Genomic DNA, 13,729 nt, shown 5'->3' with positions numbered 1-13,729 from the left:
CGACCTCTTCACCGCTTCCTAACCCACATGCCCGAAACTGCAGGCATGCAGGAATTTCTCATCCCGGCAAAACCCGACCTCCAGGCGGCGCGCGAGAACTGGCTGAAGATGCTGGCGCGCGAGCGCCGGCTGTCGCCGGAGACGGTCGAGGCCTATGAGCGCGACACCCGCCAGTTCCTGCATTTTTTGACCGGACATTGCGGCGGCCCGCCCGGCATTCCCGAGATCGCCGATCTGCGGCCGGCCGACCTGCGCGGCTTCCTCGCCGCGCGCCGCAACGGCGGCGCCGGCGCCCGTACGCTGGGCCGCGGCCTGGCTGGCATCCGCTCGCTGCTGCGCTTTCTGGAAAAGCGCGGCCTCGTCAACGCGGCGGGTGCTGCAGCGCTGCGCGCGCCGCGCCAGCCGAAATCGCTGCCCAAGCCGCTGACGGCGAGCGATGCGAAACAGGTCGTGGCGGTGGAAGGCCAGCTGGCGGAGGAGCCGTGGATCGCCGCCCGCAACGCCGCCGTGCTGACGCTGCTCTACGGTTCCGGCCTGCGCATTTCGGAAGCCCTTGGGCTCAGCGGCGCCGATCTCGCCACGGAGGCCGACACGGTGCTTCGCATCACCGGCAAGGGCGGCAAGACGCGGCTGGTGCCGGTGCTGCCGGTGGCGCTGCGCGCGGTTGCCGAATACCGGCGACTGTGCCCCTTCCATATCGACCCGAAGAGCCTGCTGTTCCGCGGCGCGCGCGGCGGACCGCTCAACCCGGCGATCGTCCAGCGCGAGATGGCAAAGCTGCGCTCGGCGCTCAATCTGCCGGATACCGCAACGCCGCATGCCTTGCGTCATTCTTTCGCCACGCATCTGCTTGGCCGCGGCGGCGACCTGCGCACCATCCAGGAACTGCTCGGCCATGCCAGCCTGTCGACCACCCAGGTCTATACCGGTGTCGACACCGCAAGGCTGCTCGACATTTATGAACGGGCGCATCCAAGGGCGTGAAACAAGAGCGGCCGCCTGCTTCCTGGCGGCCGCTCTTTTTGAAATCGCAGTTGATCAGCGCATCACATAGACGATGCGCCGCGTGCCCGGATCGACCAGCGCCGGCTGGTTGTTCACATAGACATAGCGGTAGTTGTAGTCCGGGATCTCGCGCAGCTCGACCGTGTCGGGCAGCACCGCGCCCGTCACCACCTCGCCCTCGAGATAGACCGGTTCGACACGATGCGTGGTTACGTAGGTGCCGACCTCGGCCGGCGGCCTGGCGATCGGATCGACCGGATCGCTCGCAACGATGGCGCCGGTGTAATCGTCCTGCGAATAGACGTCGTCGGCCGGCGGCGTCACGACGGCGATACCGGCATCGGCCGGTCGACGCGTCACGACAACCCGGCTGCCGCCGAAATCACCGGTCACATAGTCGGAATAGACCCAGCCATTGCCGCCGGCTTCGGCGATGGTGCACCATTTGCTGCCTTCGATGCAGCCTCTGAGCGTCGCCGACTGGCCGGCAGCCAACACGCCGATGACGGGGTATTGCGGGCCCGGGCCGGCGCGGACGTTCAGATCCGTCACGGCCGAGACGGGCGTGTCGGCCAGGGCCGCGCCCGACATGGCTAGCAGCGCACCGGCAACTGCCGGAAACAATACGCTTTTCATGGCTTTTCTCCGTTTTCAACGCTCCCTCGGGCTCGAAAACGAAACCAGACCTTATGCGTTCCGGCTAAAGTGCCCTCGCCTGCTCACGAATTGTTCCATGTTCTTTCGACGGGCCTGTCAAAAGCTGGTGAACGAAGGCCAGTTTTTGCGCCGTCACGTCCGAAATGACGAAGGGATAAAGGTCGGGCAGCCCCATGCAGCGGTTGATCGAATTGGAGGCCTCCGACAACACCAGCCAGCGGGCGAGGATCTTTTCGAACGGTTCCGGTGCCGGGTCGGGCTCGGCCGGCGCCGGCTGCAGATGCCCGCCGGTATCGCCACGCGGCAGTTCGTTGGCTTCCACCGTCTCCAGCCGGCCGAGCGGAAAATTCAGCGCATGCACCATCTCCAGCGTATCGGTGATGTGCAGGTGGTGCGCCCAGGTCTCGGCCCAGTCTTCCCAGGGGTGGGACGTCGCATAGGCCGAGATGTGGCGCTGCTGCCAGTCCGGCGGCGCGCCGTTGGCATAGTGGGCCTTCAGCGCCTGCTCGTAGTCGGCCCGCTCGTCGCCGAACAGCGCGCGAAAGGCCGAAAGCCGCCCGGGATCGTCGCGGATCAGCCGGTCCCAGTAATAGTGGCCGAGCTCGTGGCGGAAGTGGCCGAGCAAGGTCCGGTAGTTCTCGCCCATCTCGACGCGCCGCCGCTCGCGCTCGGCGGAATCGGCCTCGGCGACGTTGAGGGTGATCAGGCCGTTGTCGTGGCCGGTCAGGATGCGCTCGCCGCCCGGTCCGCCGCCGATCGGATCGGCGAGGAAGTCGAAAGCGAGCCCGGCCTCGTCCTGAGGTCCGGCCTTGGGCGCGACCGGCAGGCGGAAGGCAAGCAGCGAATAGACGGCGCGTTTTTTCGCCGCCTCGACACGTATCCAGCGCCGGCGGTTGCCGTCCACCGAAAGGTCAGGGATCAATTGATTGAGCGCGCAAGCGCGGCAGAAGGGTCTGCCCGGCTCGGCTCGCCAGTTGCAGGCGCATTCGTCGGCATTGCCGCATGGGACTGCGTCGACGGCGCCGGAAACCATGAAGCACGCCCGCTCCGGGTCATAAAGCACCAGGCTGGAACAGTTCAGGCATTGCGCGTTTTCGAAGTAAAGGCGGTGGCCGCAATGAGGGCAGTCGAACAGCTTCATCGGTAGTCGAACCGTGCAACAAGGTTGGAACTGAGCCTTGCCCGGAACGCTCCTAGGCGCCCGGCGTTCCGATTCCACTTGCCACAACAGCCGCGGCGTGGCGTCGAGCATGTTTCAAGGTGCGTTGCCATAATAATTGCTTGATCATGCGCAAATTCCCCGGCATTCGCCAGCGTCGAGCGCCGCGTAGCCCCTTGTGGGCGGTGACAATCGGGCGTTTCGCTGGCAGATTTGCAACCGGGACGTGATTCAGGCAAACCAGGAGAACGATATGGCATTTTTTGCCAAGGGAAGGATTTTCGTGGCCGCCGCTGCGGCGGTTTTTGGGCTGGCGACGGCCGCCCAGGCAGCGGGCAGCTGTGGCAAGAACGGCGCCGGCTTCGACGCATGGAAACAGCAGTTTGCCGCGGAAGCACAGGCCAATGGCGTTGGCCAGAAGGGTCTGTCCGCGCTGGCCAGCGCGACTTACGCGACAAGGACGATCGCCGCCGACCGCGCCATCCACAAGGCTTTCAGCGGCTCGGTGGAAGCGTTCATGAAGCGCCGGGGCGGGGCCGCGATCATTTCCAGGGGCCGTGCCTTGAAGAAGCAGAACGCGGCGATGTTCGACAGGATCGAGCAGACCTACGGCGTGCCGCCGGGCGTGCTGCTCGCCATCTGGGGCATGGAGACCGGCTTCGGCGCCTCCATGGGCAACCAGAACACGGTCTCGGCGATTGTGACGCTGGCCTATGATTGCCGCCGCCCGGACTATTTTACCCCGCATGCCATCGCCGCCCTGAAGCTGGTCGATCGCGGCGCATTGAGCGCCTCCTCGGTCGGTGCCATGCATGGCGAGATCGGCCACACCCAGTTCCTGCCCGGAAATGTCTTGAAGTACGGGGTCGGCAGTGGAAACCTGCGCGACAGGAACACCGCGCTCGCCTCCACCGCCAACTTCCTCAAGGGTCACGGGTGGCAAGCCGGCGCGAGCTATGAGGCGAATATGGGCGCGATCGCGGGCTGGAACTCGGCAAGCGTCTATCAGCAGGCCATCGCCCGCATCGCCGAGGCGATCGACGCCAACTGATCGAATATCTCCGTTCCACAGAGAGCCCGGCCATGCGCCGGGCTTTTTTGTTTAGGGTCAAAACCCAATCGCTCGGGAACGACGAGGTTCGATCGCATCACATCACTCTCAGTAATGCGCGTAGCCACTCAACGGGCAATTCTGAGAAGCGGGAACCTGGTAGGTGCCCTCAATACCGCGGCAGGTACGGAAGTTGGACGTCCGTGGCGTCGGGGCTTTCGTTGCCACCTTTCGTCTCCCATCGATCACCGTCGGGACTCCGGCAGCTTGCGTGTAGCTGCCACCCAAGGGGCATTTCTCGGAAGCGGGAACCTCGAAGGAGCCAGTGATAACATTTGAGCAGGTACGGAATCTGGAGCTGCGCGGCGTCGGCGTGGCCGTAGCCGCTGCCTTTGACTTGCCCTTGATGACCAACCAGATTTCAGTCGGCTGGTCGAGCTGCAGCCTGTTTATGTCGGAGTAACTTATCCGCCCGCTGCGTATTCCTTCGCCAAGGCGCTGGCAGAAGAGGGCAGGCATGCGTTCCAGCGATACGCCCATGAAAGAGGCGGTATCGTGCTTCAACGTGATGTTCCATGCTTGGACAGCTGCGACGCATTTGTCCAAATTCGGCTTCAGGTCGCGCTTCGCGGCCGCCTGTGAGGGTTGGCTTGCAGCGAAAGAAATGACTGTCGCAAGTATTAGAGAAATGGCATTTTTCATAGGTAAGTCCCCTCAATCCCGCGAGCGAACTTAGATGAAGTCACCGAAAGGTCAACAGTAATCCGTTGAGGTGGGGACTTCCCTTATATTAGGAAACGTCAAATGAAAAACCCGGCGCTGGCCGGGTTTTTCGTAATTTGCCTTCAAGGATCAGCTTTTGCGGTTCCTTGCAGCAAGCGTCCTCAACCGCAGCGCGTTGAGGCGGATGAAGCCGGCGGCGTCTTTCTGGTCGTAGGCGCCACGATCGTCCTCGAAGGTGACCAGCGCGTCGGAATAAAGCGTCTTCTTCGACTTGCGGCCGGTGACCATCACATTGCCCTTATAGAGTTTCAGCCGCACCGTGCCTTCGACGTCTTCCTGGCTCTTGTCGATCATCGCCTGCAGCATGACGCGCTCGGGCGAGAACCAGAAGCCGTTATAGATCAGCTCGGCATAGCGCGGCATGAACTCGTCCTTGAGGTGAGCCGCACCGCGGTCGAGCGTGATCGATTCGATCGCGCGGTGGGCGGCGATCAGGATGGTGCCGCCGGGCGTTTCATAGACGCCGCGCGACTTCATGCCGACGAAACGGTTCTCGACAAGGTCGAGCCGGCCGATGCCGTTGTCGCGGCCGAGATCGTTGAGCGCGGCCAGCATGGTGGCGGGCGACAGCTTCTTGCCGTTGAGCGCGATCGGGTCGCCCTTGAGGAACTCGATCTCGATCTCGGTGACGACGTCCGGCGCGTCCATCGGCGAGACGGTGCGCTGGTGGACGAATTCCGGCGGCTCGCTCCACGGGTCCTCCAGCACCTTGCCCTCGGAGGAGGAGTGCAGGAGATTGGCGTCGACCGAGAAGGGCGCGTCGCCGCGCTTGTCCTTCGGCACCGGGATCTGGTGCTGCTCGGCGAAGTTGATCAAGTCGGTGCGCGACTTGAACGACCAGTCGCGCCACGGCGCGATAACCTTGATGTCGGGGTTGAGCGCATAAGCCGAAAGCTCGAAACGAACCTGGTCGTTGCCCTTGCCGGTGGCGCCGTGCGCAATCGCGTCGGCGCCGGTCTCCTTGGCGATCTCGACCAGATGCTTGGAGATCAGCGGCCGGGCGATCGAGGTGCCGAGCAGATAGGTGCCTTCATAGACGGCATTGGCGCGGAACATCGGGAAGACGAAGTCGGAAACGAATTCCTCGCGCACGTCGACGATGCGGATATCCTTGATGCCCATCATCTCGGCCTTGCGGCGCGCCGGCTCCAGCTCGCCGCCCTGGCCGAGGTCGGCGGTGAAGGTGACGACCTCGGCGCCGAGCTCGGTCTGCAGCCATTTCAGGATGATGGACGTGTCGAGGCCGCCGGAATAGGCGAGCACGACTTTCTTGACGTCTTTGGTCTTGGACATTTTGGCGGTTCCGCAGATAGAAGCTTCGCGGGCGAGGTATCACGGCGTTTCCGGCTCATGCAAGAGACGAAGGGGCGCAGGCGGCGGCGGACGCTGGGCCAGACGTTCCCGCGGACAGATGCTGGCGGCGGCTAAACAGCTGCGTTATAGGGTCACGCTGGCCAATTAGCAGGGGCGATATGTCCTTCATTCCCGACACTACGACGCTGATCCAGTTCGCCATCGCCACCGTCATCCTGGCGATCACGCCGGGACCAGATATGACGTTGTTCGTTTCGCGGACGCTGAGCCAGGGTCGTGCCACCGGCTTTGCCTCGATGGCCGGCGCGCTCTGCGGCACGCTGATCCACACCACGCTGGTGGTGGTCGGGGTCTCGGCGCTGATCGTGGCTTCGCCGATGGCCTTCTTCGCGCTGAAGATTTTCGGCGCCGGCTACCTCGTCTTCCTGGCCTGGCAGGCGGTGACGAAAGGCTCGGCCTTCTCGCCGGAGAAAAAGGCGGGACCGCAGATCTCGCTGTTCCGCAGCTGGGCCGCCGGGCTCGGCGTCAATTTGCTCAATCCGAAGATCATCCTGTTTTTCATGACCTTCCTGCCGCAATTTGTCTCCGCGCATGATCCGAACGCGCCGGGAAAACTATTCTTCCTCGGCGTCATGTTCATCGTGCTGTCGATCCCGGTGACGGCGCCGATGGTGCTGGCGGCGGAGAAGTTTTCGGCGGCGATGAAGGCCAGCCCGCGCGTCACGCGCGTGGTCGACTATCTGTTCGGCGGCGTGTTCTCGGCCTTCGCGCTCAAGATCCTGACGGCCCAGGCGAAGTAGGGACCGCGTCGAACTCAGGGTTCCAGGTCCGGCAACGGCTCCCGGCGCCAGCTGCCGGCCCAGCGCCCCGCGGAGAGCCAGTAGAAGATGCCGCCGACCATGCCGCTGCCGACCAGCGCGAGCCGCACAGTGTTGTCGGCGACATCGAAATCGCCGTCGCCGACATTGTGCGCGAAGCCGAGGAAGACGACGGCGATGACGGCGCCGCCGAGCGCGTAGAACAACCAGTCGCGGCGGTCGAGCACTTCGGCGATCAGGATGACGACCGCCGCCGGCATGAAGCCGAAATAGGCGACGAACAATGCCACGAAAGGCACCGAAAAATAGAGCGCGGGCGCGATCGTCGGATGCCCGGGCTCCGGCGCATAGCCGAAATAGCCGAGGAAAAGCACATTGAGGAAGGCGCTGGCCGCCAGCGAGGCGATCGCATAGCCGATCAGGATGACGGCGAAGCGGACAAGATAGGCGATGATACGCCTCACGCCTCGCCGTGCCCCGCGATCATCATCGCCTCGAGCGCCAGCCGGTCCGCTTTCCGCATCCGCTCCGATTCCGACTTGAGCTGGCCGCAGGCGGCCAGGATGTCGCGGCCGCGCGGCGTGCGGATCGGCGAGGCATAGCCGGCATTGTTTATGTAGTCGGCAAACTTCTCGATCGTCTCCCAGTCCGAGCACTGATAGTTGGTGCCGGGCCAGGGATTGAACGGGATCAGGTTGATCTTGGCCGGAATGCCCTTGAGCAGCTTGACCAGCGCCTTGGCGTCCTCGAGCGAATCGTTGACGTCCTTCAGCATCACATATTCGAAGGTGATGCGGCGGGCGTTGGAGAGACCCGGATAGGCGCGGCAGGCGGCGATCAGCTCCTTCAGCGGGAACTTCTTGTTGATCGGCACCAGGAGGTCGCGCAGATCGTCATTGGTGGCATGCAGCGAGATCGCCAGCATGACGCCGATCTCCTCGCCGGTGCGGGCGATCTCCGGGACGACGCCCGATGTCGACAGCGTGATGCGGCGCTTCGACAGGGACAGGCCGTCGCCGTCGGAAGCGATCAGCAGCGCCTTCTTCACCGCCTCGAAATTATAGAGCGGCTCGCCCATGCCCATCATGACGATGTTGGAGACTTTTCTGCCCTCGGCCGGCACGATGGCGCCGTCCGGCGTGTCGCGGTCGGGGAAATCGCCAAGCCGGTCGCGCGCGGTCAGCAGCTGCGCCAGGATTTCTTCCGTCGTCAGGTTGCGCACCAGCTTCTGCGTGCCGGTGTGGCAGAAGGAGCAGGTCAGCGTGCAACCTACCTGCGAGGAGATGCAGAGCGTGCCGCGGCCTTCCTCCGGAATATAGACGGTCTCGATCTCGACCGGGCGCCCGGCGCCGCGCGGCGGGAAACGGAACAGCCATTTGCGCGTGCCGTCGGAAGAGATCTGCTCTTCGACGATCTCCGGCCGCGCGACGGTGAAATGCTTGTCGAGCTCGGCCCGCAGGTCCTTGGAGATGTTGAACATATGGGCGAAGTCGGAGACGCCGCGCACATACATCCAGTGCCAAAGCTGCTGGGCGCGCATCTTCGCCTGGCGCTCCGGCACGATGCCGGCGTCGACCAAAGCGGCGCCAAGCTCGGCGCGGGTCAGGCCGATCAGCGACGGCTTCTCGGTCGCCGTGGCGCGGGCGCGCAAGGCGTCGCGAGCGCCGTCGGCGGTCAGATCGAACGAAAGGGTCATGGTTGCGCCAATATAAGCGGTTTGCGGCCGATTTCAGCATCGTGCCCGAAATGAAGCGCGGCGCATAGCACAGCTTGCAGGCGGAGTCATGTAGGCGGCACACAGAGCCGGTGTCGTCATTCCCGCCGCGGAAACAGATCACATATTCGTGTTGGCGTAACAGCTCGAAGCGCGCCCGCGAACCTGAAAGGGGCGACTATGCCCCTGCAGAAAATGGGAGTACGCGGAATGCATTCGATCAAGCTTGTTGCCATGGCCGGCCTTGCAAGCCTTTTTGCCTCGCAGGCATTTGCCGAGGATACGATGGGCACGATGACCATGATGAAGGGTGGGCAAGTGACGGCGATCATGCCCGACGGGCATATGGGCACCATGATGCCGGACGCCAAGACGAGCGCGGAAATGATGAAGATGGCCAAGCCGATGAAGCATTGCATGATGATGATCACCGACGCCAAGGGCAAAGCCTACATGATCGATACGTCGACCAAGAAGGCCCGGGCCGAATGTGAAAAAATGGCGATGTGAGCCAGCCTGACGGCAAGTCGGTATGTGAAAAGCAAAAGGCCGGGCTTGGAGGCCCGGCCCAATCGTCAGATATGACTCTTGCCTACTTGCACTTGGCGATCGAGGCCAGCGCGGCGGAGATGCCCTTCAGCGAGAAGACGTAGGAGGTGGGGTTGCCGCGGCCGGACTTGGCCTGCACCTTCATGTCAGTGCCGGTCTTCATGGCGGCGATCAGCACCGGCTCTTCGGCCGCGTTCTCGACCCAGGCCGACTTGCCGCGGGTGAACATCGAGAAGGACTTCTTGTCGATGGTGACGGTGGCCTTGGAGCCTTCCTGGAAATTGTAGCCGGCGATGAACTGCGGTTCGTAGGACACCTGCTGCCCCGGACGCTGGCTGACGAAGAAGAACATGTCGCCGTGGTCGAGCGTCGGCGGCTGCTTGTCGGTCGGGACCGTCAGCACGTAGCAGACCTTGCCGCCCGACGACTGATAGCTGTAGGTGCCCCAGGCATTGTGCTGGCCGATCTTGGTCGCCTGCTGGGCCAGCGCCGGTACCGCGAAGGCGGCCGCCAGGACCAGGCTGGAAACTGTAGCAATCAATCCGCGCATCGTTCTTTCCGTATTCCCAAATGGTGCGGAGGCGGGCCGCCTGGCGTCCTGCCGTCGCTTCATTTTGATTTAATCAGGGTTACCAAACGGTGAATTTTCCCCAAGAAAAGGAGCCTCACCCCAGGAAACCGCCGCCATTCGCGCCGCCGCTTCAAAGCGGCGATCACGATGTCCCGGCGCGAACTTGGAGGCCACGAAAGCGGCAAGAGTTTGTCTTTTCGCGCGCGGGGCTTCGCGGTCTCGTTGTGCCTAAAAGCCGGCCGGGGTCAACTCTTGTCGGCCAAGGCGTCCCTGGCGGCCTGCCGGTGCGCCGGCGTGATGTGGGCGCTGACGGCGGTGATCGCGGCGGTCAACACCGCAAGGTCGTCGGTGAAGCCGAGACCGAGGACGAAGTCGGGGATGAAATCCACCGGCAGCACGAAATAGCCGAGCGCGGCGAGCAGGGTGCCCTTGGCGCGCAGCGGCGTGTCCTTGTCCATGGCGCAATAATAGGCGGCGACCACCTCGTCCATGAACGGGATCTGCCGGGCAGCCTTCTTGGCGGTGCGCCAGAACTTCTCGCGCACCTCGCCCTCGCCGGCGAGCCTGTCGCCGAAGCCGAAGAAATCGAAACGGGATTCCTGCGCCATTCATCCCTCCTTGGCCGCGCGTGCACCGTTGCGCCAGCTCGCCGCGGGAAAATGTGGTGAAAGCGCGGGGCTGCTACAAGAGTTCGGCGGTCGCTTGGCCAGGAAAATCGGAATCACCTGGTGTTTGGCAGAGAGATGGTGCTGCAGTACTCCGAATGCCGGTTGGTAGTGCGATTGGCAATCGCCTCAGTCTGGTGATTGGCCGAGGCATCCCTCCGATCGTCATCCACGGGCGGAGCAAGGAGCGAAGCGACGCGCGCAGACCCGAGGATCCATGCCGTTACTTTCGAGAGCCGCTCACGGTGCAGAATTCTGCCCCGCTGCATTCTTCGGCCAAGGTCACGGAATGGATTCCAGGGTCTGCGCGCGTCGCTTTGCTCCTTGCTCCGCCCTGGAATGACAAAGTCAAACTGCCGCCCTTGAAAATCGAGTCTTTTCGCCTTCAGTGAAAATACCGGTTCATCCGCTTGGCCAGCTCGATGTCGAGCGCCGTGATACCGCCGGCGTCGTGCGTGTTCAGCGTCACGTCGACAGTTTTGTAGACGTTCGACCACTCGGGGTGATGGTCCATCTTCTCGGCGGCCAAAGCCACGCGGGTCATAAAGGCGAAGGCCTCGGAGAAGTTGTTGAAGCCGAAGCTGCGCTTTATGGAGGCGCCGTCCGCGGCCAGCGACCAGCCTTCGAGTTCCGCCAGCGCTGCGGTGATCGCGTCCTTGCTGAGTTTCTCTCTGGTCATGTCGGGTTCCTGTGCTATTCGGGAAAAATGACCTGCACCATAGTGCATGTCGCCCAAAAGTGCGCAGCGCTTTTGGGACGACGACATGCATAAAACTACCGCCGGATCGATGAGCGCGAAGCCTATAAATTCCATTCTGTTCGTCTGCCTCGGCAACATCTGCCGCTCGCCACTGGCCGAGGGTGTCTTTCGCACTGTGCTGGCCGAGCGCGGAATGGCTCGCGACATCGTGCTCGATTCGGCCGCGACCGGTGGCTGGGAGGCCGGCTCCGCTCCCGATCCGCGCTCGATCTCGGTCGCCATTCGCCACGGCATCGACATTTCCGGGCAAAGGGCACGCAGAATAGCGCTGGAGGACTTTTCGCGATTCGACCTGATCCTCGGCATGGACCGGTCGAATGTGCGCGACCTCAAGGCGCTGGCGCCTGAGGCCGCGCGCGAACGTATCCATCTGTTCCTGGAGTTTGCCAGCGGACACGCGCGCGACGTGCCGGACCCCTACTATGACGGGCCGGAAGAGTTCGCTGCGGTCTACCGCATGATCCGCGAGGCGTCGGAGGCGCTGGCGAAGCGGCTGGACGCGCGTGTGTCAGCGCCGACCAGCGGCCAGGCTTCCTCGACGATATAGGGGCCGCCGCCGACCGAATCGCGCGACGACATCAGGACGAAGCGGCCGACCCGGAAGGGCAGTGCGGAAAAGTTGCCGCGCGCCGAAAGATATTGCGCGACGTCGAGCGGGCTCGCATTGCGCAGGCGCGCCAGCGTCACATGCGGCGAGAACTTGCGCGGATCGGCTGGCAGGCCGAGCCGCTGGCAGATGCGGTCGATTTCGCCCTGCAGCGCCACCAGGTCGGGCGAGGCGGACACGCCGGCCCACACCGCATGCGGCTTCTTGCCGCCGAAGGCGCCCACGCCGGAGAGCGTCAAGGAGAAGGAGGGACGGTTGACGCGGTCGAGCGCGTTGGCGATCTCGTCGGCGACATGGCCTTCGATGTCGCCGATGAAGCGCAGCGTCAGATGATAGTTTTCGACATCGATCCAGCGGGCTCCGGGAAGGCCGCCCCGGAGCAGGGACAGCGAAAGGGCAGCGTCACGCGGAATTTCGAGGGCGGTGAAAAGACGTGGCATGAAAAGCCTCCTGTCCTCGAATCGAAACTCTCACCCCTAGCGAATCATCGATATCAGCGCGGAGCAAGCGGTTTGTTGTCCACAAGGTTTCCCCAACGGAAACCGTTGCACGCCGGTCTCACTACGCACCGCCATCGGCGGCGATGGCCTTTTCGACGACCGGCAGAATGCCCTTGACCATGACATCAACTCCCTTGGGGTTGGGATGCAGGCCATCCTCCAGCTGCAGGTCGGAATGGCTGGCAACGCCGTCGAGAAAGAACGGATAAAGCGGAACGTCATATTTTGCGGCGAGCCGCGGATAGATCGCATCGAAGGCCTTCTGGTAGTCGGCGCCGAGGTTGGGTGCCGCGCGCATGCCGGCCAGAAGCACGGCGATCTTGCGCTGTTTCAGCTTCGCCAGCATCGCGTCGAGGTTCTTCTCGGCGATGTCGGGCGCAACGCCGCGCAGCATGTCGTTGGCGCCGAGCTCAAGGATGACGAGCCGCGTGCCGTCCGGCACCGACCAGTCGAGCCGCGCCAGCCCGCCGCTCGTGGTGTCGCCGGAAACGCCGGCATTGGCGACGGCGACATCATGGCCCTTCGCTTTCAGCGCCGCCTGCAGCTTGTCGGTGAAGCCCTGACCGGGGCCGAGGCCGAAGCCTGCCGTCAGGCTGTCACCGAAGCCGACGATGCTGAAGGTCTCCGCGCGCGCCGACGAAATGGCGCCGCAAACCGAAAGGAAAAGGACGAGGGCTGCGGCAAGAGTATGTTTGAAAGCCATGCGGCGAGCCCCATATGACCGAAACAATCCCCGGGAGGAGGCGTTCTCGTCTCCTTTTTCCACCATATAGGACGCTTTCATTGTGACAGAAGCCGTCATCGCACTGAGGGATGTCTCGCTGACGCTCGGCGAGGGTGCTTCCTCCGTCCATGTGCTGAAGGGCATCAGCCTCGACGTGGCTGGCGGCGAGGCCACCGGCATCGTCGGCCCGTCGGGATCCGGCAAGTCCACCTTGCTGATGGTTCTGGCCGGATTGGAAAGCGTCGATTCGGGAACGGTGCGGATCGCGGGCGAATTGCTCAACGGCAAAAGCGAGGACCAGATTGCATCGTTTCGCGGACGAAACATCGGCATCGTCTTCCAATCCTTCCACCTCATCCCCAACATGACGGCGCTCGAGAATGTCGCGGTGCCGCTGGAGCTCGCCGGCCATGCCGATCCGTTCGGGGTGGCGGCGCGCGAGCTCGCGGCGGTCGGCCTGAGCGACCGTGTGACGCACTATCCCGGCGAGCTTTCCGGCGGCGAGCAGCAGCGCGTGGCGATCGCCAGGGCGCTGGCGCCCTCGCCGCGCATCCTCATTGCCGACGAGCCGACCGGCAATCTCGACCAGGCGACGGGAAAACAGATCGCCGACCTTCTGTTCGCCAAGGCGGCCGAGCGCGGCATGACACTGGTGCTGGTCACGCATGATCCGGCGCTTGCGGCCCGCTGCGCGCGCCAGGTGTCGATGCGCTCGGGACGCATCGAGGACGCGCCCCTGCTTAAAGTGACGGCATAGTCGCATGGCAGAAGCCCCCTCATCCGGCCCTTCGGGCTACCTTCTCCCCGAGGGCAGAAGAGATCGCCAGCGCCGGCGTCAGCCTCTTCTCCCCA

General features: G+C 63.7%; 17 protein-coding genes. 6 read left to right on the top strand and 11 right to left on the bottom strand.

Annotation, left to right across the window (positions count from 1 at the left end; genetic code table 11):
- The first annotated feature begins 45 nt into the window (after positions 1-45).
- The gene (locus tag RFN30_RS11455) at positions 46-984 is read left to right on the top strand and encodes a tyrosine recombinase XerC (protein ID WP_320262196.1); all 939 of its coding nucleotides are present in this window, start codon (positions 46-48) and stop codon (positions 982-984) included.
- A gap of 54 nt (positions 985-1,038) precedes the next feature.
- On the opposite strand, the gene RFN30_RS11450 is transcribed toward RFN30_RS11455, so the two are convergent.
- Both RFN30_RS11450 and RFN30_RS11445 read right to left on the bottom strand, forming a co-directional pair.
- A complete protein-coding gene (locus RFN30_RS11450) occupies positions 1,039-1,641 on the bottom strand; it encodes a DUF1236 domain-containing protein (protein ID WP_320262195.1) in 603 nt (200 codons plus the stop codon).
- A gap of 64 nt (positions 1,642-1,705) precedes the next feature.
- The gene (locus RFN30_RS11445) at positions 1,706-2,803 is read right to left on the bottom strand and encodes a zinc-binding metallopeptidase family protein (RefSeq protein WP_320262194.1); all 1,098 of its coding nucleotides are present in this window, start codon (positions 2,801-2,803) and stop codon (positions 1,706-1,708) included.
- Positions 2,804-3,074: 271 nt separating this feature from the next.
- Between RFN30_RS11445 and RFN30_RS11440 the strand changes: the two genes are divergently transcribed.
- Positions 3,075-3,872 carry a lytic murein transglycosylase gene (locus RFN30_RS11440; RefSeq protein ID WP_320262193.1) on the top strand — a complete coding sequence of 266 codons (798 nt, stop codon included), beginning with the start codon at positions 3,075-3,077 and terminating at the stop codon, positions 3,870-3,872.
- 108 nt (positions 3,873-3,980) lie between these two features.
- Here RFN30_RS11440 and RFN30_RS11435 read toward each other — a convergent pair whose 3' ends face one another.
- Both RFN30_RS11435 and RFN30_RS11430 read right to left on the bottom strand, forming a co-directional pair.
- The gene (locus RFN30_RS11435) at positions 3,981-4,574 is read right to left on the bottom strand and encodes a hypothetical protein (protein ID WP_320262192.1); all 594 of its coding nucleotides are present in this window, start codon (positions 4,572-4,574) and stop codon (positions 3,981-3,983) included.
- Between the two features lie 150 nt (positions 4,575-4,724).
- Entirely contained in the window at positions 4,725-5,948 is a 1,224-nt protein-coding gene (locus RFN30_RS11430; RefSeq protein WP_320262191.1) for an argininosuccinate synthase, read from the bottom strand.
- A 179-nt stretch (positions 5,949-6,127) separates the two neighbouring features.
- On the opposite strand from RFN30_RS11430, the gene RFN30_RS11425 reads away from it, so the two are divergent.
- Positions 6,128-6,769: a LysE family translocator gene (locus tag RFN30_RS11425; protein ID WP_320262190.1), complete on the top strand. Its 642-nt coding sequence runs from the start codon at positions 6,128-6,130 to the stop codon at positions 6,767-6,769.
- Between the two features lie 14 nt (positions 6,770-6,783).
- On the opposite strand, the gene RFN30_RS11420 is transcribed toward RFN30_RS11425, so the two are convergent.
- A complete protein-coding gene (locus RFN30_RS11420) occupies positions 6,784-7,251 on the bottom strand; it encodes a hypothetical protein (protein ID WP_320262189.1) in 468 nt (155 codons plus the stop codon).
- Positions 7,248-8,483 (bottom strand): dual-specificity RNA methyltransferase RlmN, encoded by a 1,236-nt coding sequence (rlmN, locus tag RFN30_RS11415; RefSeq protein WP_320262188.1) that lies wholly within the window; start codon positions 8,481-8,483, stop codon positions 7,248-7,250. The genes RFN30_RS11420 and rlmN overlap by 4 nt, the downstream gene beginning before the upstream one ends.
- Before the next feature lie 228 nt (positions 8,484-8,711).
- Here rlmN and RFN30_RS11410 point away from each other — a divergent pair, with 228 nt between their 5' ends.
- Positions 8,712-9,011, top strand: coding sequence for a hypothetical protein (locus RFN30_RS11410; protein WP_320262187.1), 300 nt, complete (start codon positions 8,712-8,714; stop codon positions 9,009-9,011).
- Positions 9,012-9,093: 82 nt separating this feature from the next.
- Here RFN30_RS11410 and RFN30_RS11405 read toward each other — a convergent pair whose 3' ends face one another.
- From RFN30_RS11405 to RFN30_RS11395, 3 genes are all read right to left on the bottom strand, one after another.
- On the bottom strand, positions 9,094-9,600 hold the full coding sequence (locus RFN30_RS11405; protein ID WP_320262186.1) for an invasion associated locus B family protein: 507 nt from the start codon (positions 9,598-9,600) through the stop codon (positions 9,094-9,096).
- 266 nt (positions 9,601-9,866) lie between these two features.
- Positions 9,867-10,229: a YkvA family protein gene (locus tag RFN30_RS11400; protein WP_320262185.1), complete on the bottom strand. Its 363-nt coding sequence runs from the start codon at positions 10,227-10,229 to the stop codon at positions 9,867-9,869.
- A 442-nt stretch (positions 10,230-10,671) separates the two neighbouring features.
- Positions 10,672-10,965 (bottom strand): 4a-hydroxytetrahydrobiopterin dehydratase, encoded by a 294-nt coding sequence (locus tag RFN30_RS11395; RefSeq protein ID WP_320262184.1) that lies wholly within the window; start codon positions 10,963-10,965, stop codon positions 10,672-10,674.
- 109 nt (positions 10,966-11,074) lie between these two features.
- Between RFN30_RS11395 and RFN30_RS11390 the strand changes: the two genes are divergently transcribed.
- Entirely contained in the window at positions 11,075-11,593 is a 519-nt protein-coding gene (locus RFN30_RS11390; RefSeq protein ID WP_320262484.1) for a low molecular weight protein-tyrosine-phosphatase, read from the top strand.
- Here RFN30_RS11390 and thpR read toward each other — a convergent pair.
- Positions 11,497-12,093: an RNA 2',3'-cyclic phosphodiesterase gene (thpR, locus tag RFN30_RS11385; RefSeq protein ID WP_320262183.1), complete on the bottom strand. Its 597-nt coding sequence runs from the start codon at positions 12,091-12,093 to the stop codon at positions 11,497-11,499. The two genes, RFN30_RS11390 and thpR, sit on opposite strands and share 97 nt — an antisense overlap.
- Positions 12,094-12,214: 121 nt before the next feature.
- Positions 12,215-12,856 carry an arylesterase gene (locus RFN30_RS11380; RefSeq protein ID WP_320262182.1) on the bottom strand — a complete coding sequence of 214 codons (642 nt, stop codon included), beginning with the start codon at positions 12,854-12,856 and terminating at the stop codon, positions 12,215-12,217.
- Between the two features lie 82 nt (positions 12,857-12,938).
- Here RFN30_RS11380 and RFN30_RS11375 point away from each other — a divergent pair, with 82 nt between their 5' ends.
- A complete protein-coding gene (locus tag RFN30_RS11375; protein WP_320262181.1) occupies positions 12,939-13,634 on the top strand; it encodes an ABC transporter ATP-binding protein in 696 nt (231 codons plus the stop codon).
- Positions 13,635-13,729 lie beyond the last annotated feature (95 nt).

Source organism: Mesorhizobium dulcispinae (assembly GCF_033977345.1).
Taxonomy (GTDB): Bacteria; Pseudomonadota; Alphaproteobacteria; order Rhizobiales; family Rhizobiaceae; genus Mesorhizobium; species Mesorhizobium dulcispinae.
This window is presented reverse-complemented; position numbering and strand designations above follow the sequence as displayed.

What these genes read in the sequence shown, in the direction of transcription:
- RFN30_RS11425 (WP_320262190.1), top strand. Translation starts at nt 6,128, where the DNA reads ATGTCCTTCATTCCCGACACTACGACGCTGATCCAGTTCGCCATCGCC.
- RFN30_RS11450 (WP_320262195.1), bottom strand. Translation starts at nt 1,641, where the DNA reads ATGAAAAGCGTATTGTTTCCGGCAGTTGCCGGTGCGCTGCTAGCCATG.
- RFN30_RS11430 (WP_320262191.1), bottom strand. Translation starts at nt 5,948, where the DNA reads ATGTCCAAGACCAAAGACGTCAAGAAAGTCGTGCTCGCCTATTCCGGC.
- RFN30_RS11380 (WP_320262182.1), bottom strand. Translation starts at nt 12,856, where the DNA reads ATGGCTTTCAAACATACTCTTGCCGCAGCCCTCGTCCTTTTCCTTTCG.
- RFN30_RS11445 (WP_320262194.1), bottom strand. Translation starts at nt 2,803, where the DNA reads ATGAAGCTGTTCGACTGCCCTCATTGCGGCCACCGCCTTTACTTCGAA.
- RFN30_RS11435 (WP_320262192.1), bottom strand. Translation starts at nt 4,574, where the DNA reads ATGAAAAATGCCATTTCTCTAATACTTGCGACAGTCATTTCTTTCGCT.
- RFN30_RS11455 (WP_320262196.1), top strand. Translation starts at nt 46, where the DNA reads ATGCAGGAATTTCTCATCCCGGCAAAACCCGACCTCCAGGCGGCGCGC.
- rlmN (WP_320262188.1), bottom strand. Translation starts at nt 8,483, where the DNA reads ATGACCCTTTCGTTCGATCTGACCGCCGACGGCGCTCGCGACGCCTTG.
- RFN30_RS11410 (WP_320262187.1), top strand. Translation starts at nt 8,712, where the DNA reads ATGCATTCGATCAAGCTTGTTGCCATGGCCGGCCTTGCAAGCCTTTTT.
- RFN30_RS11440 (WP_320262193.1), top strand. Translation starts at nt 3,075, where the DNA reads ATGGCATTTTTTGCCAAGGGAAGGATTTTCGTGGCCGCCGCTGCGGCG.
- thpR (WP_320262183.1), bottom strand. Translation starts at nt 12,093, where the DNA reads ATGCCACGTCTTTTCACCGCCCTCGAAATTCCGCGTGACGCTGCCCTT.
- RFN30_RS11390 (WP_320262484.1), top strand. Translation starts at nt 11,075, where the DNA reads ATGAGCGCGAAGCCTATAAATTCCATTCTGTTCGTCTGCCTCGGCAAC.
- RFN30_RS11405 (WP_320262186.1), bottom strand. Translation starts at nt 9,600, where the DNA reads ATGCGCGGATTGATTGCTACAGTTTCCAGCCTGGTCCTGGCGGCCGCC.
- RFN30_RS11400 (WP_320262185.1), bottom strand. Translation starts at nt 10,229, where the DNA reads ATGGCGCAGGAATCCCGTTTCGATTTCTTCGGCTTCGGCGACAGGCTC.
- RFN30_RS11395 (WP_320262184.1), bottom strand. Translation starts at nt 10,965, where the DNA reads ATGACCAGAGAGAAACTCAGCAAGGACGCGATCACCGCAGCGCTGGCG.